Genomic DNA, 24,279 nt, shown 5'->3' with positions numbered 1-24,279 from the left:
TTGGCCCGCTTAAAAACCTGCAAGACCTGCTGTTGCTCGGACCGTCGGGGTTGATGCGATTTTTTTCTTGGGGTCATCTTGATCCATTATCAGGTTGCTTGGAAGAGCTCAAAAATAGGTCAGGGATAATATAATTAAGTTGATGATGGTCAGAGTGAAAAAATTTCGCTTAGCACAACCAGCAGCCTTTTTCTCGCACCTCTTCGTACCAGGCCATCAGGCGTTGCTGGAGTTGCCGTCGTTCCAAGAGGAGCAGCCGGCGAACATCGCCCATATCGATGAACCCGCCGAAATAGGCGTATTTGACCAGATCCTCCAGATGGGCCGGGGAGAATTCCAACACCTCCGAGGGTACCCGCTCTAACATTTCCTGGTCGCTGATGATCTCCTTAATCTTGGCAAAATTGGCTCTTAATCGGGCTTCGCCAAGAGTGTCTGACATGACCCAGCCTCTTCATTTGATCCACTTGGCCATGATTTTTTTGGCCAGATTGATCGGGATCGCAAAGCCGATGCCCTGTCCCGGGGCCACGATCATGGCATTGATGCCGATCACCTGGCCGTTAATGTCCAGCAAGGGGCCGCCGCTGTTACCGGGGTTAATCGAGGCATCGGTTTGAATAAAGTCACCATAACTTCCCCGGCCCAGACCCCGCCGGCCAGTGGCACTGATGACCCCAACGGTCACCGTGTGTTCCAGACCGAAGGGACTGCCGATGGCGATGGCCCACTGTCCCACTTTGATCTGATCCGAATTGCCCAATGGAGCCGCCTGTAAACCAGATGCCGAAACCTTAATTAGCGCCAGATCGGCCCGCTGATCGCCGCTGATCAGCCGACCGGGGAGCTGGCGGCCATCATTGAGCCGCACGGTGATCGCCTGCGCTCCAGCGACCACGTGGTAATTGGTCAGAATGTAACCCCGGCTATCAATAATCAGGCCGGAACCCTGGCCCTCCTGGCGCTGGCGATAGGCCGGAGGAGGTGCAAATTCTCGGAAGAAACCTTCAAACGGCGTTCCCCGGAAAAAATCTTCACTCAGATCTGGAAAGGGAGACACGGTAACCACGCGGAGACAACGGAGGCTGACAATCGAGGGCATGATGCGCTCCACCACCCGGATAAAATCCTGTTGCAATCCCAAGGCGGTGCCGTTAACGGCCTGAGCCGGGAGACTGATCAGGACTAAAGAGATGATAGAAAGCCAGGCAAAGATTTTTTTACTCATGATAATGCCTCGTTAAAGTAATTATATTTGAAGTGGCCAGGGCAGGGGACTTTGGATCACAGCAGTTGTGAATTGCCTTCCTTGATCTGGCGAATCAGACCCCGGATGGAGATGGCGTCGGTAATCGGGATCAGCACAACCTCCCCGCCATAGCTCCGGACGAGTTCATGACCTGCCACCTCGGTCTCCGGGTAGTTGCTGCCCTTGGTCAAAATCTCCGGCCTGAGCGTCATCAGGATCTCGGGTAATTGGTCGGAGGCAAACAGAGTTACATAATCTACTGCTTTAAAGGCCGCCAACATCCGAAGGCGTTGTTGTTCGCCTATCACCGGGCGCCCTTCGCCCTTGACCCGCTGCACCGAAGCATCGGAATCAAGGGCCACAATCAGGACATCGCCTTGACGCCGCGACTCCTCCAGAAATTTGATATGACCCCAGTGCAACAGATCAAAACAGCCATTAGTGAAGACCACTCGTTTGCCCTGGGCCTGCAGCCGCGGCACCAGCAGCCGCAGTTCCGCCAGGCTGACGATTTTTTCATAACTGAGTTCGCCGCACGCCTGTAATTCCTCTTCTAATTCGGGCCGATAGATAGGTGCGGTTCCCACTTTCCCGACCACCACGCCGGCGGCGATATTGGCCAGGGTAGCGGCCAGCGCGGCATCCCGCCAGCGGGCCAGCCCCAGGGTAACCACGGCTACTACGGTATCCCCGGCACCGGAGACATCGTAAACTTCCCGGGTCTGAGCCGGGATATGTAAGGCTGGCGCCAGCGGACGGAACAGGGTCATTCCGGCCGGCCCCTGAGTGATTAGAATGGCTTCGGTCTGCAGGTCACGACACAAGATATTTCCGGCGCGGATCAGCTCATCCGGATGGCTCAGAGAAAAACCCACCGCGGCCTCAGCCTCCTTGCGATTGGGGGTGATCATCGTCGCCCGGCGGTATCGTGAGAAGTCATTGCCCTTGGGATCCACCACCACCGGCAGATCATGTTTACGGCCCTGGTCAATCAAACCGCTTAGCAAGCGGGGGGTCAGCAATCCTTTGCCATAGTCTGAGACAATAATTGCATCCACCGAGGGCAGACAATCCTGCAAGTGGCGGAGGCCGGCCTGTTCGAACTCTTCTCCTGCTCGGTGGCGGTGTTCCCGATCCAGCCGAACGATCTGCTGATTACCCCCCACCACTCGGGTTTTGCGGGTGGTCTGACGCCCAGGATCAGTGATCAGACCTCTGGGGTCAATTTCCAGGCGCTGGAGTTCTTCCCGAAGCTGAGCGCCAGGCTGATCTTGCCCCACCAGACCCAGGACTTCCACTTGCGCTCCCAGGCCGATCAGATTATTGACCACGTTTCCGGCTCCACCCAATACCCGGGTTTCATGTTCCACATTGACCACCATGACCGGAGCTTCGGGAGAGATTCGCTCCACTTCTCCCCACAGGTATTCGTCCAGCATGAAGTCTCCGGCCACCAGGACTTTCAAGGAAGAGAGGTCGCGCAGGTCCAATTGGCGCAAACGCTCAAAAGAGGGCAGAGAACTGTCTGTGATCTCAGGAGCATGCATGGTGTTAAGCTGTAACCGGCCCAAGCCTAGGCATCATCTCAGGGTAAGACTTTCTCCCGTCCGATGCTGAAATAAGTGAACCCCAGTTTCTTCATTTTATTCGGATCATACAGATTGCGGCCGTCAAAGATTACCGGAGCTTTCATCAAGCCCTTCATGCGCTCGAAATCCGGTTCTCGGAAAATAGTCCATTCCGTGATGATCATCAGCCCATCCACCCCTTTCAGGGCTTCGTAACACGAGGGTGCAAAAGAAATGGCCTGATTGTCCCCCAGGATCTGCTTGGCGAAGGGCATAGCCTTGGGATCGTAGGCCTGGATCTGCGCCTGGTGTTCAATCAGATGGGAAACGATGGTCAGAGAAGGGGCCTCGCGCATGTCACCAGTAAGAGGCTTGAAGGATAGTCCCCAGCAGGCCAGGGTTTTACCCTTCAGGTCCCGATTGAAATAGTCCAGCACCTGATCAGCAAAAATCTGGCGTTGGTCTTGGTTGATGGCCTCCACGGCATCCAGCAGGCGAGGTTGATAGTTATAGTTTTTTGCGGTTTTAATCAGGGCTTGCATATCCTTGGGGAAGCAAGACCCCCCATAACCGACCCCGGGGAAGAGAAATTGATTGCCGATGCGTTGGTCCGAGCCGATACCCTTGCGGATGTGAGTCACATTGGCACCGACCCGCTGGCAGATATTGGCGATTTCGTTGATGAAGGAGATCTTGGTGGCCAGGAAGGCATTGGCGGCGTACTTGGTCAGCTCGGCGGAAACCACATCCATTAAAATAATCGGGCGGTGGGTCCGGACAAAAGGAGCATAGAGCTCCTTCATGAGCTCCGCAGTCCGGACGTTGTCGCATCCCACCACAATCCGGTCCGGCTTCATAAAGTCGTCAATAGCCGTGCCTTCTTTTAAGAATTCGGGATTGGAAACTATATCAAATTCATATTCCACCCGGCGGGCCCGAAGCTCTTCCTGGATTATTTGTTGAATTTTTGCGGCGGTCCCGACCGGGACCGTCGATTTCTCCACGATCACCTTGTAGCCATTGATATGACGGCCAATATCGCGCGCCACTTCCAAAACGTAGGAAAGATCCGCCGACCCATCCTTATCCTGAGGAGTGCCGACGGCAATGAAGCAGAACAGACTCTTTTCCACTGCGTGGGCTAGGTCAGTGGTGAAAAAGAGGCGCTGCTCCTGACAATTCTGGCGCACCAGTTCCTCCAGGCCCGGCTCATAGATCGGAATCTGGCCCTGCTGGAGCAACTCGATCTTGCCCTGGTCAATGTCGACACAGATAACGTCGTTGCCCATTTCGGCAAAGCAGGCTCCGGTAACCAGCCCCACATAACCAGTACCTATAACGGCTATCCGCATTCATCACCTCAAAAATGTATTATTTAGAAAGATGTTTTTCCACCAGATTGATTGGGAGGAGATCATTTGAGCTAAGGTGGTCATACTGGTTCACTGCCGCACCGGAGAGGACACCATTCTTTCCCCCCAACCTGGGATAAAGATCATAAAGCCTATTCTTTTGTCATCGGGGCGATCGGTAAAATGGAGGCTCAAGCCCCAACATTGGCGTTGAAAAATCACGCCGTATTTGGTTTCCAACCTGTTTTCGGAAACAAAGGTGTGCTGATGGGAAATCCAGGTTTTAATCGATCTAAAGAGATTTAGATAAGCCACAGTATTGATCTGTTGGGCATAGTCCTTTAGATAAAGGTAGTCCACGTTCAGATAGTTCTGCCGCGGCTGGTCGTGATATGCCATCCTCAAATTCACCCGGTTCAGTCCTTCTTTATAGGGTGAGGTTCCCAGATCTAGTCCCAAGGAAAAATTGTCCAAGGGATAGCACTCAAATTCGGTCAGTAGATCAGAAAACCGATGATGAGGCTGGGGTATGCCGTCCAGGCCATAGTGGGCGGAATTAAAAAAGCAACTATGGCTGAGGCGTAGCCAAAAAAGCTCCTTGACCTGGGACAATCCCTGGGGAGTTACCGAGCGCCGCAAAAAACTATTGCTGAGTGAGTAGGTTACGGCATTGACTCCGCCGAAAGGCTCATCCCCTTCCAGAATCGGCAAATTACGATCGGTCTGATCCCGCCAGCCCAGATCGATCGGATCAAAAGGGGGATAACGGTCGGTGGTATAATCGGGCAGGCTCCAATAGGTGACTTCCGGCCGCAGAATATGCCGCCAGAAACTTGTTGACCCAGAATTTCGACCATAATCACGACAAAGGGAGGTTGACATGCTAACCTTCAGGTCATACAACTGCCGGCCCGAATAATCATCCAATTGCTGATATTCGCCCCGTTTTTCAACCCGATAGGCAGTCTCCCGCAGGCCAAATTGAGTTTTTAAATCCAATGCCCCGAACAGCCGCACCGGCCAGATTAACTGGGGATGCAGGTCGAGTCGATGACCAGCCAGCCCATGGGTCTGATAATAATATGTATACAAGGTATTAAGGCCCAGCAGTACGGGCCAATTCCCCAATGGAATGTTTAGCGTATTCACACTCAAGGCCGGCACTTTATGAAAAGGCATAGGATAAGAGGTCAACAGGCGCTGGTAATAGCGTGAAAAGGCGGTCAGATTGACTAAGGAAAAATTCCGCGTCAGCAACAGAGAGGATACCCGGGTGTTAACATCTTCCTGTTCGAGATCTCGGCCGTAATCTTTTTTTAAAATATTATTGTAACGATTTAAACCCAGATAGCCAAAATTAAAATCTTCCAAGTAACGTGCATCACTGACCCGATCTAAAGTAAGTTTGGCCTGCCAGTCTCCGGGCAGATGCTGATTGCTCATGCCGCTCACCCAATAGCGATGTGGCGTCGGAGCTTCTTCCTTGCCGTCCCGGAGATAGGCCAATCTCAGGGTCCCGCCGGAATTCTGACTGGCGGCATAACGATATTCTCCACCCTGCATATAACCCCGGGAACTGATCAGGGTCTGGTAAAAGGTGGCGTCCATATAGTTATTGATGGCCCAGTATAGCGGCATTTCTACTACCGTCCCCCCGGCCTGATGCTGACCGTATTGGGGCATCAGAAAACCGCTCTGCCGGGTAGTTTTTACTGGAATTGCTACCACGGGCAGGAACATCAGCGGGAGGGGACCCACCTGCAGCCGGGTAAATTTGCCGATGGCATAGCCTTCCATTACTACATCCAGTTCCCGGACGTAAAAACTCCACACCGGTCGGTCGGCATCACAAGTGGTGACCACACAGCGTTCGGCATGATAGGTGCTGTCACCGGTTTTGCGGATCAGGGCACTGTCCACATGGAAATGGTTCTGTTTCAGGAACAAACGGGCGTCCTGCATTTCGCCACAGCGGGTGGCCAGATTAAAGTTTCCCACCCGCCCGGTAAAGATGTCGTCCTCCAACACCATCACGACATGACCTCGCACCGAGGCGATCTTGGTTGTTTCATTGACCCGGATGTGATCGGCGGTAATGCGCCGATTTCCCTGGAGAATCTCAACCCGCCCATGGGCATCGTAGGTTTGCGTATCAGCATCATAGGTGATCTGGTCGGCTTTGATGGTCCAGGGTCCGCCCTCAAATTGCTCGGCTTGAAAGAGCTCGATTTCCTGACCCCAAACCGGACATACCGTCAACAATATCAGCACTGCCCCCAAAACGCAGATCACTCTTGTCATCTTAAACCATCCTTCGTAGCTCCCATGGGACGAAATATTTTACTTTATACTACCTTAACGGCATAAGTTTCAAGATTTTTGCTACTTCCCCCTATTAGAGCCGGGAAAATTGCCGGCTCCGAGACCCGCCATCATCCAGTCAAATAACCAGTCTTAGACTCAGAATTAGATATTTGACAGACAATGAATTTGTTGGCATATTTCATTTTTAGAGGAAAACATCATGGATGCCCAGCGTCGCCATCTGCTCCGGCAGCTCCCCGGAGTCAATGAACTCTTACAGCACTTTGAATTTCACGCTACGCGTTTGAGCTTACCCCGGAAACTAATGACGCAAGTAATTCGAGAGACCCTGGAAGCCCATCGCCGTCAGCTACTGCAGTGCCCTCTAGATCAGTTACCCAACAACATTAACCAAGCAGAGCTGTTGAAGTATATTCAGCAGAGTCTCTTACAGGCTCAACGTCCCCAGTTGTGCCGGGTCATCAATGCCACCGGAGTCATCATCCATACTAACTTAGGCCGTTCCCCCTTGCCGGCAGCGGCCCTGGAGCGATTGCTGGCAGTCGGGGGCCACTATTCCAATCTGGAATATGATCTTAAGGCTGGGAAACGGGGGTCACGGCATGTCCACCTGGAGGGTCTGCTCCATGACCTGACGGGCGCTGAGGCGGCCCTGATTGTCAATAACAATGCCGGCGCAGTGATGTTGACCCTCAATACTCTGGCCCAGGGACGGGAAGTGATAGTCTCCCGGGGTCAGTTAGTAGAAATCGGCGGCTCTTTTCGGATGCCGGAAATCATGGCGGCCAGCGGGGCCCGACTGCGGGAGGTGGGCACCACCAATAAGACCCACCTTAGCGATTATGAAGCTGCCCTGTCTCCTGAAACCGCGGTCTTACTCAAGGTTCATATGAGCAATTACCGTATAGTCGGTTTTACCCAGGAGGTGCCTTTGACGGAGTTGGTAACCCTGGGACACCGGCATGGTCTGCCGGTGGTGGAGGACCTGGGAAGTGGTTGTTTGCTAGACCTGAGTCGCTATGGTCTGGAAAAAGAGCCGACGGTTTCGGAGGCCCTCAAGTCCGGGGCAGATCTGGTCTTATTCAGCGGGGACAAACTTCTGGGGGGGCCCCAGGCCGGTCTGGCCCTGGGAGATAAATCTTTAGTGGAAAAGCTCAAGCGCAATCCACTTGCCCGGGCCCTGCGCCCCGATAAACTCACCCTGGCCGCCTTAGAAGCCACCCTACGCCTCTACCTCGACGAACCGCAGGCCGTGGCTGCAATTCCCACCCTGCGGATGATTACCCGGCCCCTGGACGAAATCAAGCGTCAGGCCCAAAGCTTAGCCCGCCGTCTACGACGCCGCCTGACTAACGGCCTTCGGGTGCGGTTGTGGCCCAGCCTGGCCCGGGTCGGAGGGGGAGCCTTGCCCCAATTGGTTCTCCCCAGTCAAGCTCTGAGCCTGGAGCACCCGGATTGGCCTCCCCATCATCTGGAAGCCCGTCTCCGCCAGTCCAATCCGCCGGTTATTGCCCGTCTGGAACAGCAGCACCTGCTGCTGGATCTGCGCACCATTCTGTCGGAAGATCAACCCTTGTTGCTCCACGTCCTGGAAAACCTGTTGCCAGAGCCTGAAAATTCAACCACCCTAATCGATGATGGTAATTTTGAGGTATAAGTCTCCCTTGCTACTTTCCCAGTCCTCCCCCATATCCTTAAGCCGGAGGCAGTCCCCGTGGTGGGTTCCGGGCGGGATTTTAACTCGGAGGTACTTTTTAACCAATGGTCCCGGCACCGCCAGTTTGATTTCGGTTCCCTGAATAGCGGCTCGACGAGGCAATTTCAAGTTCATCACCAGGTCTGAAGCTGCCGAACCGGACTTTATTTTGGGATCCGGGTCCAGAGAGAATTTTTTGTCAAGCCAGGCTAAGAGGTTATCAATGGCACGGCGCACTTGCCCCCCCAAGCCCGATATTTTCCCCAAGGTTGACCGGCGGGCCGGACGTGAAGGTCTCTGGGCGGGTGGGGAACGATGATAACCTCTAGGAGAGGTCCCCGAACCACCTCCAAACATTTGTCCCAGGAAATTCTCATCAAAGCGGAACCCCCGAGCTTCCCGGGCCATCTGGCGGAATATTTCCCAGGCTGAGAGATTTTGCCTTAAATCCTGGAAGATATCCTCCTGGGAAAGGCTGAATCCGCCTGGGGCGGCGGTTTCGGGAGGTTTTTCCCGCCGCTGGCAGTCATAACAATGCCGTTTCTGCGGATCAATGAGGACTCCGTAGGCCTCGCTGACCAGCTTAAATTTTTCTTCCGCCCACAGCTGTCCTGGGTTTTTATCCGGATGATACTTCAAGGCCAGGTGACGATAAGCCCTTTTGATCTCTTCGCTATCAGCCACCGGGGGTATTTGCAGAATCTGATAATAGTCTTTAATCATAGGTTATAAATTGGGATGGGTTGCGCCAGCCTTTAAGAGTATTGTTCAGCTCACAAAATATAACTTAGATCAGAAAATAAATGAACTGGAGGTCAGAAAAAACGGTCAATGTGAATCAGCCCCTGTCCGAGAGACAGGGGCCGGATGATCTGTTCTAGGAGCCACATCTTAGCTCTGACCCGGTTGGGTAAAAAATTGGCACCTGGCTATTACTTGAGCTACTTGATAGATTCTTTGAGAGCCTTGCCTGGCTTGAATTTAACCACTCGGGTGGCAGCAATCTTGATGGGTTCCCCGGTCTGGGGGTTGCGCCCCTCTCGTTCTTTACGCTCGCTGACCAAAAAGGTTCCAAACCCGGCCAGTGTCAGCCGCCCTTGAGTCTGTAAGATGTCGGTGATACTGTGTATCAAGGCGTTAAGGGTTTTTTCCGCATCCAACTTGGTTACCTGAGCCTCTCCCGCAATCCGAGATACTAATTCTGCCTTGGTCATTCCTTTTCTCCCTCTCTCCATTTGGTTGTCAGATGATTAACTGTCCTCCTGTCGGCTGGACTCCTCCATAAGCCACAATTTTTCAGTAAAAATAATATCTTGTTCCTCTCTCCCCCCTTTATCATAAATTTTTCCCCTTCAGGCTGGTCTGGCCTCGGTGGCACACGCATTTAAAGTATTTTTTGGTAGTTGGTGGAGTAGATTGGTAATTATTGAATATCCATAGCACAGGAGGGTATATTCTGACAATAAAAAAACTCACTTGTGGTCTGCATTTTTGATGATTTTTCTAAAAAAATTTCTTGGGATCAATTTCCTGGGGTCAGTAATTCAGCCCCGGGCGATTTTTTATCCCTGCAGACGGCCCCAGCCTGATTTTAGATGCGCCAATGCATTAAAGTTCTCAAGTAGATAATCTGCTGAACTCACTATTATTTTTCCAAGGTGAGAGCACCTCCTGGGCGGCCCGCGCCAGAAGCTCCACATAATAAGCGGTGTCATAGCCATCCAACTGGTCCAGGAAGGGGGCCGCCAGCACCCGGCTTTCCGGGGGCGCCTGCCGGTCCCGGACTACATAGCGCACCTTTTCTCCTGGTTTCAGCATTATCCCGGCCGCTTCCAATTGCCGAGCGGCCAGAGCGGTATGGGTTTCTACCCGATAGTGGTCCAGCGGTTGTGACAATACCTTGGTAATTAGCAGGTCTTGAGGCCGGAGCTGACCCTGCTCCAACCGGAGACGATAGTCAGTGATCAATTCCTGGATTTCCGTCTCCTGAGGGTGGCCGTGATCCCAACCCGCGGTCCGGGCCAGCAGCGCCAACAGCTCCTCCTGGGCCCGGCGTACCAAGGGCGGGGTGTCCCGGCGGCGGCACAGCAGCCCCCGGCACTTGCGGCGGCCATCCTGGAAAACCCCAAAATAACGGGTGGCTACCGGACGGTCGGCCTGATTGTGGGAGGGTAAAAACGCCACCCAGCGGTAGATGCCTTCCAGAGACATGGTCACCCCGGTAGCCTCGGTAATCCGGTCACACAGCTCTCTGATCTCGACCTCCTGCAGGTCGGGCTTCTGAATCCACAGACAATCGGTCAGCCCGTGGAGCACCTTGTAACCCGCAGCCTCACAGATTTCTTTGGCGGTCAAGAGTTTGTCCCGGCCAAAGGCGGTTACGGCCTCGTGGGCTTCGATACGCCCAAACCGGGCATTTTTGTAACCCAGATAGCCGAAACAGGTCACCAGAATCCACTTAAGGGCATTCTGGCGGGCATTGAATTCCGCCGCCGCTTCTCCCTCTGCCTGGCAGGCCCGGGTCTTGAGCCGGGCCCGTAAGGCCAGGATCGGCTTCAGGGTGCGAGGCACCAGCCCTTCCCGCCGCTGGCACAGGGTATAGCCGGTTTCCGGGACCCGGGGGCTGGAACAACACCGGCAATTGACGGTTTCCGGCGAGATATTGTGAATCGCCATAATTGTCGGGTACATCGAGGCAAAGTCGAGCTCTGCCACCTGGGTATGGCAGCCCACCGGCGGCAGGAAGGCCAGTCCCCCTTTATCCGATACCAAGAGTTCGGCGGCACTCTTGAACCGTTCCGGCTCACCTTTGCGCCAGGGGATGAGGATGCGGTCCGCCACGGCTTGGGCCAGTTGCATGGAGGTGATCAGGGTCCCGGGGCTGGCCCGGGCCACCTGTTGCAGGGGCATCTGGCCGAGGCGGGCCAGTTGCACCAGGCCGGGTATCCCGGCCTCCCGATAAAAAAAGGAGTTGCGCCGGTCCACGTGCCAGCGGCCCTGAAAAGGTGCAGCCGGACCCTGATAAACGATGCGGCCATAAGAAAAATAAGACCGCCCCCGCAGGCTGAGCTTCCGGGAGACCGGCCGCGGCTCCCGGTCCAGCGGCAGGTCCAGATGGTAGCGGCGGCTCCAGTTCCACAGGGCGGGGATGATGCGTTCATCGCCCCAGTCGCTGATTACCAGATCCGGATCGCCGCGGGCCAGTTGCCGGGTCACCTCGCTCACCAGTTCGGCCGGGCTGGCCGCCTCCAACTCCAGCGTCTGGCCCTCCCAGGTAAGGGCCAGGGAGTTACCCGCCTCCAGCGGGATCAGGGGGTCCCGGGTCAGAGAGATGGTCATGGTCCTCAGGGAGGGTAGGACAAACTCCTCCTGAAAGGGATGCTCCAGCGGGCTAAGACGGTCAAGCTGATCCCCGGTGGTCTCCAGGCGGTACCAGGAACAGGGAAAGAGTTTTTTTTCATAGAGATAATAGACCGGAATACTGAGGTCGCAGTTATAAAGCGCTAGCTCCGCGTCCCAGGTTCCCAGGTAGGCCAACAGCGGTGCCAGGTCACCATAGACCCGGAGTTCCAGGCAGAGCACGTCCAGCCTCTGGTCCTGCCAGAGTTCCATCCCCTGGTCCATATAGGTTCGCTTAACCCAGCGGCTGGCCGGGGCGCGGCTTTTCAGGTGGGCGGCCAGGCTCCGCAACTTCGGCTGGGGGCCGTGGACATAAATCCGATAGGTAAAACTGTCGGTTACCCGGAGGCGCTGGCCGGCCGCAGTGACGAACCAGAGCACCATCCGGGATTCCAAAGGATAGAGGTCAAAGAGCCAGGCCGTGGTCTCCATCCCCGCTTCCCTCTAAGCGCCGGAGCCGCTCCTCCAGGGCCTCCAGGGCCTTCTGATGCTCGAGCAGCATAGACATCAGGATGACCTCCAGGGGCCAGGGCTGCGAGGCATAGACCCCGGCCTGGGTATGGAGCCGGGCCAGTTCAAAGAGGCGGTCTAACTGGGCCTGATCTTCCCGGCGCAAGGCCCGGCGGAATTTCTGCCAGCGCAGTTTTTCCTGTTCCAGGACCTGACTGTAAGGCAGGACAGTGCGACCCATAAATACTCCCAGTTAATACCGTTTCCGGTTGTCGGTTTTCGGTTGGTTGCCTCTGGCACTAAAACTGGTATAAGACCCGGCCCGGTGGCTCAAGCACGGTCGAGGTTGCAGATAGGGGCCGTGCCGCCCCCAGCGCAGTTCCAGAATAATATCGACCAGCGGCGCCAGCCCGCGGCCAAAATGGCGATTAGGAATCACCTGGGGCAGGCAGGGCTGCAGCAGCCAGATAGTGGCTCGGGGCTTGAGTTGTGCCAGTCCGTGGACCAAGGTCTGAAAGAGCTGGCGCCGTTCGGCCAGCGGCACCTGTTCATCATAAAATAAGGAACAAGGACCCAGCAGGAGCAAGAGGGCAGGGGGGGTACCGCCCTCCGGGCTGGGAATAGCGGCCAGTTCAGCGGGCAGACTCTCCCGCACCAACCGGACCAACTGATGACAGGTAAAGGCGCGGGCGACCCGCACCTGGTCGAGGGCCTTGGCCGGCACCAGTCCCCGAAAGCGGGCCTCCCGGGCCAGATGATAGGGATCGAAAGCCCCGACCGCGTCCACGACCAGGACCTTAGCCCCGCGGGCCGTGGCCCAGACCGCGGCCGGCGCTACCAGAGGCCGGATAGTCTCCCCAAAAAGCAGTAATCCCTGCCCCGCGCTCGCGGTCGCTAACCAGTATTTCCAGGTTCCGGCTGCACCCATCCCCAGGCCTCACGCTGCCCCCAGGGCGCGATAGACGCCGATCACCCGGCCCAGCACCTGGACCTGAGCCGCCTGCTCCGGAGTGAGTCGCAGCGGGGCAAAATCCGGGTTGTCACCTTTCAGCACCAGCCCATCCGGCTCCTGATAAACCCGCTTGATGGTAGCCTCCTCGCCCCACCGCACCACGCCGATCTCTCCCCGTCCCAGCTGGGACTGGACCCGGACGATCACCAGATCGCCCGGCAACAGCAGCGGGGCCATACTGTCGCCAGAGACCCGCAGGAGAAAGACCTCGTCCCCGCGTACCCAGGCCTCGGGCAAGGGGATGGTGTCCTCGATCTGTTCCACTGCCCACAGCGGCCGCCCCGCGGCAATCTGACCCAGCAGCGGCACCTCCACCGTGTTGCCCAGGCTGCGCGACCGCAACGCCAGACCTCGAGAGCGCCCGGGCTCGCGATGGAGATAGCCCTTGCGCTTCAGGGCACTGAGATGGTCGGCGGCGGCCCGGGGCTGGATGCCGAAGTGAGCCGCCACCTCCCGCACCGTAGGCGGATAGCCCTGCTGGTGACAGAACTCTTCTATAAAGGTCAATACCGCCCGCTGTCTATCCGTCAGTGCTCGCATGATCACTGTATACTAAACAGATGAATACTTGTCAAGTAAATAGTTATTACTCAGATATTTTATGACCTGAGCAATATAAGACTGGCCGGAAGGATGGGGTGATTGGCTCTCAAGGGTCTTAAATCTTTCGAACCCGCTGATTATGCCGCCGTTTCTTTTTGGGGGCGCGGTAGGCCGGGCCTTTTTTGCGGGTATGCTTGAAGATGGGCTCTTCTTCCTCGGATAGGTCCTCCTGCCCGGCCACGGCCAGTTGCAGGCGGGACTCAAACTCCGGTACCGATATGGCGGTGGCCCCTTGATGTTCCGCATAGTCCAGAATTTCCCGATCGGAGGTGACCACCAGGGCTCGCTGCCTTTCTTTAGAAGCTAACCGTTTAATCACTTCATCGGCTGGTTCTCCCCGACGGGAATAGATGATCAGGATGCCCTGGTAGCGATCACGGCTTTCGGTCAACTCTCCTGATTCCCAGCCATCGAAGACCACGGTGATGGGATGGTGCCGCACCCGGCGATAGGCGGCCAGTTTCTGGAGCAGGGCCTGCCGCCCGGCTTGTAGGTCCTGGGCTTCAAAAATCAGCAGTTCCGGGGATTGCCGAATCAGATTATAACCGTCTATGATGAGATGTACCGACATCATTGTAATTTAAACTGATGTCTGAAATTTTGTCAACTTTTTGAAACCCTCGGCTTGCCTGAAAAGGAGGGAGGGGCCAAAACTCCGGCCCCCTTTACAAGGTTTGCTTTAGTGGCTGGAAGAATACTTCCTTAATGGAGGGTTGAGGGATCTTTCTTAATATAATTTCTTTTTAATCGGTTAAGGTCATGTAGTAAATCTCGGTTCAGCTGTAGAACCTGTTTCCGAGACCTAGATCGGCGCCGGACCAGAAACTCATGAAACATGCCGAGCTTTTGCTGTAAGGCTACCAGAGAATTCTCCAGAGCCTGTAAGTATTGAATCAATGACTCCGATAAGCAGCCCCGGTCCATTAGCTCCCGGGCCAGTTGGAGTTGGCTTTGAATCGCTTCGGGGTCGGATTGAACCCGAGAGACTTCGGTTTTCCCAGGCATGTTCTGGTTTCCTGTGAGCCAAGTATTTTGTTATACTGAATTAAATGCAATTCACATACCAAAATCAGAAAATAAGATTGATTAGAATAGCAATGCCTGCCAGTAGTAAGAGGCGCTCAGTTCTAGCAATATTGTTTGACTATTCGCACATAACGTTTAAGAATTTTTACAACTGGACAGCAATGCAGTCTTTCATGACGAGATGGGGAGAGAAAAAGGGGGAGGATCTGGTAAATAAGCAGGGTTAAATTAAGGGGTTGCATCTGATTTTTGGGTTTGCCTCGGTGTCCCTAACTAAGCATGGTCCTATAGTTCCACTACCGAATCATCGCCAATCATCACCCGCAGGCATCGATGTCGTTCATGGCGGGCCAACCTGGCATTCTTACCGACTAGACTGTCTTCCAGCCGGTCGATCTGCTGGATTTGGACTTCGTCAAGGATCACTGAATGTTCAATAACTGAACTTTCTACCCTGGAATTATTCCCGATGCTGGTGAAAGGGCCAATGAAGCTGTCCTTAATGAGGCAGTTGGTCCCAATTACTATGGGGCCCCGCAGTGTGGAATTAATGATCCGGGCTCCCGGGGCGATGCTGACCCGGCCGCTGATCTGGCTTAAATCGTCCACCTCTCCCTGCAGATCACGACTGACCCATTCGTCCAGAACAATGGTATTGGCCGTCAATAGATCATCTTTCTTTCCGGTATCCAACCACCAGGAGTCGAGCCGATAGCTTTTCACTCCTCCCCCGGACTCCAGGAGCTTCTGGATGGCGTCGGTGATTTCCAGTTCTCCCCGTCGGGATGGGGTCAATCCGGCAATGGCCTGGTGAATCAGTGGGGAAAAGATATAGACCCCCACTAAGGCCAGATTAGAAGCAGGATTCTGAGGTTTTTCTTCTAACCTGACCAGGCACCCCTGGGAATCTACTTCAGCAATGCCGAATTGGGAAGGATTACTGACTTCTTTAAGCAGTATCAGGGCATCTGTCTGATCATGTTGAAAGGTCTCAAGGAAGCCATTGATCCGGCTGCCAATCAGGTTGTCACCCAGGTACATCACAAAGGGTTGGTCTCCTAAAAATTCTTGTGCAGTGGTGACCGCATGGGCTAACCCGGCGGGCTCGGTTTGGACAATATAAGTTATATTGACTCCCCACCGGTCACCATTAGCCACGGCCTCCTGAACCAGGGTCCCGGTCTCTGGAGAGATGATTATTCCCAGATCGTTAATCCCGGCATGGATTAAATTTTCAATCACATAGAACAGAATTGGTTTGTTACCCACTGGTACCAGTTGTTTGGCCGCGGTATAGGTCAAGGGTCGTAGACGGGTCCCCTTGCCGCCGCTTAATATCAGTCCTTTCATAGGTGGTTGGCTCCCGTTTTCCGGATAGTATTTTTATTCGCTGGTATTAAGCAGTCATTTATAATTTTTATGGGTAGAGGTCACAAAAAACGGAAGTTTTTTGAATTTCCTGAACCCATTTAGAAAACTTTGGCGCATTTGATGGATCTGAATTATACTTGAACTACCCATGATTGGCCAACCTGATTTGCAATCAACAACAGATTATGATAATTTTCTTGCTAAAATGGTAAGTTACTTTTTGGTTAACCAGCCCCGGTCCTTACCTCAGGTGATCTCGAGTCCCAAGGTTACCCAGAGGATGGTATGTCGGAGTCCAAAGGAATAGATTATGGTAATGGAACACACCCCGGAATTTGAACTGGCAGAGCGTGTCCGCCCTCTGGTCAACGAGATCCTGGCCCGCTTCAATGAGGAAAATATTAATCCCCAAGAGGCCGGGACCATTATCATTGCGCTGATGCACCGCTTGCTGCAGGCTCTGGACGAAAATCCGGAAGCCCAGCGGCTTTTTACCCTTTCGGTAGTGCAATTAATCAATCAGCACCTGGCTGGCACTTTGGGACAGGCCTGAATTTTGCCCTGCCGAAGCATCCGGAAGCTCGGATGTGCGGCCAACCTTTTATCGGGTATTCTATAAGCGGCTATCGGGTCAGAGGGATCTGGCTGCTCTGGAAGAGACCGAAATTCCTTTTTAAACACACTGCTTAGCGGCGGTTAATATTTTCATGATTAATTTTTTCAGCCAGGAAGTCGGCCCTTATGCGCCAATGTTATAATAATATCCTCGAACTCATTGGCCGGACCCCGCTGGTCCGTCTCAATCGCCTCAATCCCAACCCCGATGTAGAAATCTATGTCAAACTTGAAAGTTTCAACCCGGGGGGCTCTATCAAAGATCGGGTGGCCTGGTCCATGATCCAGGATGCCGAGGCCCGCGGGGAACTGACCAAAGGCAAGACGGTTATTGAGGCAACCAGCGGCAATACCGGCATCGGCCTGGCCATGGTCTGTGCCGTGAAAGGCTATCCCCTGCTGCTGGCCATGCCAGAATCGGCCAGTCAGGAGCGCAAAATCATCCTCAAGGCCCTGGGCGCCGAACTACTCTTGACCCCGGCCGCACTGGGGACCGACGGTGCCATTGAAGAGGTCTACCGACTGGTCCGGGAACACCCGGAAAAATATTATTTGCCTGATCAGTTTAACAATCCCAGCAATCCTCTGGCCCACTATTATGGTACGGCTCAGGAAATCTGGGATCAGACCGAGGGCCAGGTCAGTATGGTGGTCATTACCATGGGGACTACCGGCACGCTGATGGGCACCTATCGGCGACTCAAGGAACTTAATCGCGCGGTGCAAATCATCGGAGTCGAACCCTATTTAGGCCATAAACTGCAAGGCCTCAAAAATATGAAGGAATCTTATAAACCCGGCATCTTTGACAAAACCCAGGCCGATGCCATTGTCAACATCGAGGACGAGGAAGCCTTTGAAACCACGCGCCGCCTGGCCCGGGACGAAGGCCTGTTCTTGGGAATGAGTTCCGGGGCGGCAGTAGCCGTGGCCTTAAGACTGGCTCAGGAATTGGCACAGGGACTGATTGTCGCTATCTGCCCGGATGGCGGTGAACGTTATCTGTCGACTCCTTTATTTGCTGAAAAAGAGAAGCCCTCCCTGGTTTTTTACAATACCCTGACCCGTCAGAAAGAGGCCTTTTCTCCCCTTAAGCCTGGCGAAGTAACTATCTATACCGATGGGCCTACCATGAATGCCCATCTCTCTCTTACCGGGGCGCGGCGGTTGGTAATGGTCGATCTGCTGCGGCGCTATCTCGAATATCAGGGATTGGCGGTCCGCCTGGTGGTCAATCTGATTGATTTAGACGATAAAACCATTCAGGGCGCGGCCGCGGCTGGACAGCCGATAACAGAGTTCACGCGGCACTATGCCACAGAATTCTTTAAGGATCTTAAGGCACTAAGATTGAAGCCCGCCACTGCTTATCCGCGTCCTACCGAGCATGTCGATGGTATGCTGGCCCTTACCCGGCGTCTGATGGATCGGGGCTACGCTTATGAAAAACTGCGCTCGGTATATTTCGATATTTCCCGCTTTAAGGAATATGGCAAGCTGTCCCGCATCGATCTGACCAAGATCCGGCTAGGTAAAACCGTTGATCTGGACGAGTATGAAAAGGATAATCCCCGGGATTTCACCTTGCTGAAAAGGGCCAAACTGGGGGAATTGAAAAGCGGCCTTTATTATGCCACCGAGTGGGGCAATGTCCGTCCGGGCTGGCACCTGGAATGCGCTGCCATGGCTCTGAAGCAGTTGGGTGAGACTATCGATATCTATGCCGGTGGTTTGGATCAGATCTTTCCCCACCATGAAAACGTCACGGCTATCTGTGGAGCCGCTACGGGAAAACCGCTGGCCCGTTATTGGCTCCATAGTGAACGCATTCTTTGTGAGGGCCGCAAAATCCCCGAAGGTCAGGGACACAGTACAGTGCGGGAACTGCTGGAACAAGGGTTTCGGGGGGAAGATTTGCGCTATTTTCTGATGGCCACGCAATATCGCAAGTCGCTCCAGGTTACGCCAGCCAGCCTAAACGCGGCTCGCCGTGGTCGCCAACGACTCGATTTTTTCCTGGATCGTCTGGCCCAGGTACGCCGCGGGGGTCATTTTCCAGAGCTTGATCAGCTGCTTTTCCAATTAAAGAAGGATTTTATGGCGGCTATGGACGATGACCTGAACATTTCCCAGGCATTGGCGGCATTCTTTAATTTTTTGAAGGTCGGGCATGGACTGATGGACCAGAACCGTCTCGACCAGGCAGGAGCCCAAGCCATTCTGGTCCGCTTCCAGGAATTGGACGAGATCTTAGGGATCATGAACATCCCTGAGCCGGTTGAAGATGCCACCATTGAAGCCCAGATCCAGGCCCGGGAGGAAGCCCGGCGTCAGCGGGATTGGCCCCGGGCGGATCAGATCCGCCAGGAATTGGCCGCCCAGGGTATTGAAGTGATCGATACCCAACAGGGGCCGGTGTGGCGGCGAAGGTAAGCCAGCCTCTGGAAACAAAAGATCTTGCCAAACCGGCCCAGAGATTTTATAAATTCATAGTGGACTGATTTTGTTAATCCGATTGCCGGAGTGGTGGAATGGGTAGACGCAGGGGACTCAAAATCCCCCGGGCTTTATGCCTGTGCGAGTTCGAGTCTCGCCTCCGGCACCAATAATTTCAATAAGTTATTTAGGGTTTAGGTGAAGCGACCTAAACCCTTCCCTCATTTTAGTGTGAGACTTTCACCCAAGGGTTTGTCTCGCTGGCCTGCTCAAAGACCACCATCGCCAGTATCCGGCGACTCCTCTCGATATACCTCGTCCCGATAGATAAACAGCACTACTGTAGGGGCGACAAAAACCATAATAGCTTATACCAAGTTGCGATCAAAGAGCTAAAATGCCCCCTCACCCTCGCCCTCTCCCCCGCCGGCGGGTGAGAGGGGATAAAGGGTAAAATTACTCATTTGAAAGCTAACCGGTATTAATATCATCAATAATTATCCTATTGACTGGTTATCTCCGGCGGCCAACGATTCAAAGACCGAGGCAGGCGCACAACTCACAGAAAAAAGCCTAACTTTTTTTCTTGGTCTTTTTCAGACGCACCTGGACCGTTTGGGGCTGAATACTCAGTAATTCCAATCCAGGAGGTAGTTGCGCGTTAACCCGGACCTTGTGTCGTCCTGGTTTGAGGTTATGCAGATCGACCTCGGCAGTTAAATCGTTGGGGGAAAGGTCATCAAGTTTAGGGGCAGGACCTCGGATAGTTAAAGATACCCTGGGGGGATGAAGTTGAACTGGCCCGGAGGCCATAGTGGGCACTATTTCAACTCCGGTAAGCACCTTGGTTTTCTGGATGGGATGTATTTCCAGGTCAGCCAATATTGGTTTGTTCCCAACATAGGAAAGACGAAGATTCTGAAAATTTAGATCTACTTCACGGGTCACAGGGGAGCTAAGATGACTGATTTCAATAGGCAGGGTATTTAAGGAATTAAGTTGAGAAAGCTCGCTTTCCGGCCCCTTGACCTCAATCCGCTCTGGAGACATTTTAACTTTGACCAACTCATAACCCGGGGCGGGGCTGCCTTTTATGACGGGATGGATCTCCAGGCGGCGCGTAATAGCCTTGTCAAGAATCACCGTAATGGCATTGGGACGGATCCGGGTTACTACCACTCCCCGAGGAAAGTCAAAGCTGCCAGGACTTAAGGGGAAGACATAATTGCCGGGTTTATAGCCGGTAAGATCAATCCGTTTATGCAATCTTTCCGCGCTCAATTCCCGGACGACACTATGAGGGCCCTGGATGCGAACCTCGATCTGCGGGGAAATATCGTTAGTTATAATGAGGTTGGCGGGAATATTTACCAGTTCCAGGGAGAGTTTCAAACCGGTTTCGATCCGCTCTTCGCCACCCACCGCGAACCATAGGGCCAAGGCCAGCGCCAGGGAAAGTATCTTGAGTCCTTTATTTTTGCTCAGTGAAGTTAAAAATTTTTGCCAGCCAGCTTTCTTGTTCACTTTCTTTTTCTCGGATAAAAATTTCCTCTAAGGTTTGTAAGAGTTGTACCCGGCTGAGATTGGGAATCATTTTGCCACCCTGGGCAAGGGACACCTGACCCCTTTCCTCCGAGATGATTAAGGCCACCGCATCGGTATTTTCAGTAATGCCCAACCCTGCCCGGTGTCGGGTTCCCATAGTTTTGTCAATCCCGGGACGGCGGGATAAAGGAAGAACGCAGCCGGCCGCAATAATCAAGTCACCCTGGACAATGACCGCCCCATCATGGGTGGGGGTATGGGGCCAGAAAAGACTGGTGAGCAGTTCGCGGGTGACCAGGGCATCGAGTCGGATAGCGCCTTCGAGGTAATCGTTCAGCTGGGCCTGCCGCTCCAGCACGATCAGACCGCCGATTTTTTTACTGGCCAAGGAATCAGCGGCGGCACAGATTTCTTCCAGGGCTTTGGGCACCGGAATAGATGGGCGGATGATGGCGCGTCGGCCCATGCGGCTTAATACCCGGCGGATATCGGCCTGGAAAAGGATGATCACAATCAATAGGAAGCTTTTGACAAAACTTTCTAGCACCCACTCTAAAGTAAATAAATTCAGCCGCCGAGCGCCCCAGTAAGCTAAGAACAGAATGACCATACCGGCCAATACCTGAATGCCTTGGGTGCCTCGTAAGAGCAGGATCAACTGGTAGATCAGGATGGCCACCAAAATGATATCCACCCCATCTTGCCACCGCAGATTATATAATTCTTGCATTTTTTGATACTCTGGAGTGCTGAAGAAATTTATTTTGGGTAACTGTGGAGGATGGCCTCCACCATGTTGATTACCTGGCGGCCCCACAAGACGTTATGGGTCCGGATGATGTTGGCCCCGCGCATCAGGGCCACGGCAATGACCCCTAGGGTGCCGATATCACGCTGAGTAACCGGGAGATCAAGAACTTTACCGATGAAGGCTTTGCGCGATGGCCCCAGGAGGATCGGGCAGCCGAGTTCCTGAAATTCGTCCAGTCTTTGGATTAATTCCAGATTATGTTGCCAGTTTTTGCCAAACCCGATGCCTGGGTCCAGGATGATCCGGGAACGAGATATACCATGGGCAACGGCAAAGGCCAGACGTTCCTGGAAAAACGTTTTGATCTCGCCGATCAGATTCTGGTATTGGGGTTTGATCTGCATATTTTGGGGAGTACCCTGCATATGCATCAAGACTACCGGCACCCCGGTTTCGGCCACCAGGTCAGCCATGTCCGGATCAAAGCGCAGGGCACTGATGTCATTGATTAGGTTGGCTCCGGCTTTCAGGGCCCTTTGGGCGACCACAGCTTTATAGGTATCAATAGAAATAAGGACTTCTGACCGGCTGCGAAGGGTTTCAATGATCGGGATGACTCGATCCAGTTCTTCCTGGAGAGAAATTGGGGTGGCAAAGGGCCGGGTCGATTCACCGCCGATATCAATAATATCGGCGCCTGCGGCGACCATTGCCTGAGCATGCTCCAGAGCTGCCTGCGGTTCGAAGAATTGGCCACCATCGGAAAAAGAATTTTGGGTCACATTAATCACCCCCATGATCAAGGCTCGGAGAGAGAGATCATAGGAATGATGGCCGATGGTGAATCGGCGAGCCGGCCGCAGAACGGAACTTAACCCGGCACCGCCTAAGGTCACCGCCCGCTGGTCCATAACTTACGCCTGCTGGACGAGTAGAGATTGGGATACTGGGGAATCCTGGGTATCTTCGGGTTCAGGCGAACGGTCCGCTGGAGTGGGACCATGTATGATTTCATCAATTTCGGCAGATCCCAGGGTTTCCTTTTCCAGTAAGGCTTGCGCCAAGGCATGCAATTTGGGCAGGTTGTTGCAGAGAAGTTCGGTGGCCCGCTGATGACAATCAGTGATTAGCTTCTTTATTTCAGCGTCGATCTTGCGGGCGGTTTCTTCGCTATAATCACGGTGTTGGGAAATCTCTCGTCCCAAGAAAATCTGCTCTTCGCGTTTACCAAAGGTGAGAGGACCCAATTCCTCACTCATGCCCCAATCGCAGACCATCTTGCGGGCCAGATCGGTGGCCCGTTCAATGTCGTTGCCGGCCCCGGTTGTGAGATGTTTCAGGACCAGTTCTTCGGCAGCTCGCCCTCCCAATAGGACGATCAGGGTATTGAGCAAATATTCTTTTGAATAGGTATGTTTTTCGTCCAAAGGAAGCTGTTGGGTTACGCCCAGGGCTCGCCCCCGGGGGATGATGGTAACTTTGTGGATCGGATCGGTCCCCGGGAGAAGCCTGGCTACCAGTGTATGGCCGGATTCATGGTAAGCAGTATTCCTTTTTTCCTCATCGGAAAGGATCATGCTTTTGCGTTCCGAGCCCATCAGGATCTTGTCTTTGGCGTGTTCAAAATCTTCCATGGTGAGGCGATCTTTGTTGGCTCGAGCCGCGAACAGGGCGGCCTCGTTAACCAGATTTTCGAGATCAGCCCCTGAAAAACCCGGGGTTCCCCGAGCCAGGACGGAGAGATCGACCAGATCGGCAATCGGGGTTTTACGGGTATGAACCTTGAGGATAGCCTCTCGACCTTTGAGATCAGGTATGGGAACCACTACCTGGCGGTCAAAGCGTCCGGGACGGAGCAGGGCGGGGTCCAAGACGTCAGGGCGGTTAGTGGCAGCAATCAGGATAACCCCTTCATTGGCTTCAAAGCCGTCCATTTCAACCAGTAGTTGGTTGAGGGTCTGTTCGCGTTCGTCGTGGCCCCCTCCGAGCCCAGCTCCCCGGTGGCGGCCGACCGCGTCGATTTCATCGATAAATATAATACAGGGAGAATTTTTCTTCCCCTGGAGGAAAAGATCGCGGACCCGGGCTGCCCCGACCCCGACAAACATCTCGACAAAGTCGGAACCACTGATGCTGTAGAAGGGGACACCTGCCTCACCGGCAATGGCGCGGGCTAACAACGTCTTGCCAGTCCCGGGAGGACCGACAAGTAAAACGCCCTTCGGGATCCGCCCCCCTAGGCGCGAAAATCTCTTGGGATCTTTGAGGAACTCAATAATCTCACTTACTTCATCCTTGACCTCTTCAATCCCGGCGACATCATTAAAGGTTATTTTGACGGTGTTCTCGGACAACAGTCGGGCCCGGCTTTTGCCAAAGGACATGGCCTTTCCGCCCCCGGCTTGCATTTGCCGCATGAAAAAGATCCAGACACCGACCAGAAGGAGCATCGGCAGCCAAGAGATCAGGAAGTTGGTGTACCAAGGGGAATCTTCTACGGGTTTGGCGACGATTTCGACACCTTTATCCCGCAAAATTTTGATTAATTCTGGATCATGGGGAGAATAAGTGCGGAAGTCTTGGCCGTCTAGTTTTTTTCCAACTATTTCTTCCCCCTGCAAAGTGACACTGGCTACCTTGCCTTCATTAACCAGATCCAGAAACTGGCTATAGCTTACCTGAATTTTTTCGCGCGCTGACTGGGGTCGATTAAAAAAATTAAAAAGAAAGATCATCACCAGGCTTATCAGGAGCCAGAGAGCCAGGTTTTTATAGAAAGGGGTGAGACGATTGTTCATTAATTATCCTTAAAATCTAAGGGAAACCCAACGATTCGAATAATTTTTATCATATTCTAAGTCAATTTGCAACAATGGCAATT

General features: G+C 53.8%; 21 protein-coding genes and 1 tRNA gene. 4 read left to right on the top strand and 18 right to left on the bottom strand.

Annotated elements, in window-relative coordinates; all coding sequences use genetic code 11:
• Nucleotides 1-169: 169 nt before the first annotated feature.
• The 5 genes from JRG72_07360 to lptD form a co-directional block, all read right to left on the bottom strand.
• Nucleotides 170-442, bottom strand: coding sequence for a hypothetical protein (locus JRG72_07360; GenBank protein MBW2135032.1), 273 nt, complete (start codon nucleotides 440-442; stop codon nucleotides 170-172).
• Nucleotides 443-454: 12 nt separating this feature from the next.
• A complete protein-coding gene (locus tag JRG72_07355) occupies nucleotides 455-1,228 on the bottom strand; it encodes a trypsin-like peptidase domain-containing protein (protein ID MBW2135031.1) in 774 nt (257 codons plus the stop codon).
• A 56-nt stretch (nucleotides 1,229-1,284) separates the two neighbouring features.
• On the bottom strand, nucleotides 1,285-2,796 hold the full coding sequence (gene rfaE1, locus JRG72_07350) for a D-glycero-beta-D-manno-heptose-7-phosphate kinase (protein ID MBW2135030.1): 1,512 nt from the start codon (nucleotides 2,794-2,796) through the stop codon (nucleotides 1,285-1,287).
• A gap of 38 nt (nucleotides 2,797-2,834) precedes the next feature.
• Nucleotides 2,835-4,169 (bottom strand): UDP-glucose/GDP-mannose dehydrogenase family protein, encoded by a 1,335-nt coding sequence (locus JRG72_07345; GenBank protein ID MBW2135029.1) that lies wholly within the window; start codon nucleotides 4,167-4,169, stop codon nucleotides 2,835-2,837.
• A 90-nt stretch (nucleotides 4,170-4,259) separates the two neighbouring features.
• Complete coding sequence (lptD, locus tag JRG72_07340) at nucleotides 4,260-6,470, bottom strand: LPS assembly protein LptD (GenBank protein ID MBW2135028.1); 2,211 nt, start codon at nucleotides 6,468-6,470, stop codon at nucleotides 4,260-4,262.
• A 223-nt stretch (nucleotides 6,471-6,693) separates the two neighbouring features.
• Here lptD and JRG72_07335 point away from each other — a divergent pair, with 223 nt between their 5' ends.
• Complete coding sequence (locus JRG72_07335) at nucleotides 6,694-8,151, top strand: L-seryl-tRNA(Sec) selenium transferase (protein ID MBW2135027.1); 1,458 nt, start codon at nucleotides 6,694-6,696, stop codon at nucleotides 8,149-8,151.
• On the opposite strand, the gene JRG72_07330 is transcribed toward JRG72_07335, so the two are convergent.
• From JRG72_07330 to JRG72_07290, 9 genes are all read right to left on the bottom strand, one after another.
• The gene (locus JRG72_07330; protein MBW2135026.1) at nucleotides 8,122-8,913 is read right to left on the bottom strand and encodes a J domain-containing protein; all 792 of its coding nucleotides are present in this window, start codon (nucleotides 8,911-8,913) and stop codon (nucleotides 8,122-8,124) included. The genes JRG72_07335 and JRG72_07330 overlap by 30 nt on opposite strands.
• A gap of 218 nt (nucleotides 8,914-9,131) precedes the next feature.
• Nucleotides 9,132-9,404 (bottom strand): HU family DNA-binding protein, encoded by a 273-nt coding sequence (locus tag JRG72_07325; GenBank protein MBW2135025.1) that lies wholly within the window; start codon nucleotides 9,402-9,404, stop codon nucleotides 9,132-9,134.
• A 403-nt stretch (nucleotides 9,405-9,807) separates the two neighbouring features.
• Entirely contained in the window at nucleotides 9,808-12,021 is a 2,214-nt protein-coding gene (locus tag JRG72_07320; protein ID MBW2135024.1) for a hypothetical protein, read from the bottom strand.
• Nucleotides 11,996-12,280 carry a hypothetical protein gene (locus JRG72_07315; protein MBW2135023.1) on the bottom strand — a complete coding sequence of 95 codons (285 nt, stop codon included), beginning with the start codon at nucleotides 12,278-12,280 and terminating at the stop codon, nucleotides 11,996-11,998. Before JRG72_07315 ends, JRG72_07320 begins: the two co-directional genes overlap by 26 nt.
• A gap of 12 nt (nucleotides 12,281-12,292) precedes the next feature.
• Nucleotides 12,293-12,967 (bottom strand): hypothetical protein, encoded by a 675-nt coding sequence (locus tag JRG72_07310; protein MBW2135022.1) that lies wholly within the window; start codon nucleotides 12,965-12,967, stop codon nucleotides 12,293-12,295.
• 9 nt (nucleotides 12,968-12,976) lie between these two features.
• Nucleotides 12,977-13,591, bottom strand: a complete 615-nt coding sequence (lexA, locus tag JRG72_07305; GenBank protein MBW2135021.1) for a repressor LexA — start codon at nucleotides 13,589-13,591, stop codon at nucleotides 12,977-12,979.
• A gap of 118 nt (nucleotides 13,592-13,709) precedes the next feature.
• Entirely contained in the window at nucleotides 13,710-14,228 is a 519-nt protein-coding gene (locus JRG72_07300) for an NYN domain-containing protein (protein ID MBW2135020.1), read from the bottom strand.
• Between the two features lie 128 nt (nucleotides 14,229-14,356).
• Nucleotides 14,357-14,659 (bottom strand): hypothetical protein, encoded by a 303-nt coding sequence (locus JRG72_07295; protein ID MBW2135019.1) that lies wholly within the window; start codon nucleotides 14,657-14,659, stop codon nucleotides 14,357-14,359.
• Between the two features lie 306 nt (nucleotides 14,660-14,965).
• Nucleotides 14,966-16,030 (bottom strand): glucose-1-phosphate thymidylyltransferase, encoded by a 1,065-nt coding sequence (locus JRG72_07290; GenBank protein MBW2135018.1) that lies wholly within the window; start codon nucleotides 16,028-16,030, stop codon nucleotides 14,966-14,968.
• A gap of 331 nt (nucleotides 16,031-16,361) precedes the next feature.
• On the opposite strand from JRG72_07290, the gene JRG72_07285 reads away from it, so the two are divergent.
• The 3 genes from JRG72_07285 to JRG72_07275 all read left to right on the top strand — a co-directional run bounded on the left by JRG72_07285 (nucleotide 16,362) and on the right by JRG72_07275 (nucleotide 19,271).
• On the top strand, nucleotides 16,362-16,604 hold the full coding sequence (locus JRG72_07285; protein MBW2135017.1) for a hypothetical protein: 243 nt from the start codon (nucleotides 16,362-16,364) through the stop codon (nucleotides 16,602-16,604).
• Nucleotides 16,605-16,792: 188 nt separating this feature from the next.
• A complete protein-coding gene (locus JRG72_07280) occupies nucleotides 16,793-19,099 on the top strand; it encodes a cysteine--tRNA ligase (GenBank protein ID MBW2135016.1) in 2,307 nt (768 codons plus the stop codon).
• Nucleotides 19,100-19,183: 84 nt separating this feature from the next.
• Nucleotides 19,184-19,271, top strand: a tRNA-Leu gene (locus JRG72_07275).
• A 404-nt stretch (nucleotides 19,272-19,675) separates the two neighbouring features.
• Here the strand turns inward: JRG72_07275 and JRG72_07270 are convergent.
• The 4 genes from JRG72_07270 to ftsH are packed head-to-tail and all read right to left on the bottom strand — an operon-like array spanning nucleotide 19,676 to nucleotide 24,196.
• Complete coding sequence (locus JRG72_07270; GenBank protein ID MBW2135015.1) at nucleotides 19,676-20,626, bottom strand: hypothetical protein; 951 nt, start codon at nucleotides 20,624-20,626, stop codon at nucleotides 19,676-19,678.
• Nucleotides 20,574-21,377: a TIGR00159 family protein gene (locus tag JRG72_07265; GenBank protein MBW2135014.1), complete on the bottom strand. Its 804-nt coding sequence runs from the start codon at nucleotides 21,375-21,377 to the stop codon at nucleotides 20,574-20,576. Before JRG72_07265 ends, JRG72_07270 begins: the two co-directional genes overlap by 53 nt.
• Before the next feature lie 29 nt (nucleotides 21,378-21,406).
• Nucleotides 21,407-22,309: a dihydropteroate synthase gene (folP, locus tag JRG72_07260; protein MBW2135013.1), complete on the bottom strand. Its 903-nt coding sequence runs from the start codon at nucleotides 22,307-22,309 to the stop codon at nucleotides 21,407-21,409.
• A 3-nt stretch (nucleotides 22,310-22,312) separates the two neighbouring features.
• Nucleotides 22,313-24,196: an ATP-dependent zinc metalloprotease FtsH gene (gene ftsH, locus JRG72_07255; protein ID MBW2135012.1), complete on the bottom strand. Its 1,884-nt coding sequence runs from the start codon at nucleotides 24,194-24,196 to the stop codon at nucleotides 22,313-22,315.
• Nucleotides 24,197-24,279: the final 83 nt, after the last annotated feature.

The organism is Deltaproteobacteria bacterium, assembly GCA_019309545.1.
Classification (GTDB): Bacteria; Desulfobacterota; Desulfobaccia; order Desulfobaccales; family Desulfobaccaceae; genus Desulfobacca_B.
The sequence above is the reverse complement of the archived record's forward strand: the minus strand, read 5'-3'. Positions and strand labels throughout refer to the sequence as shown.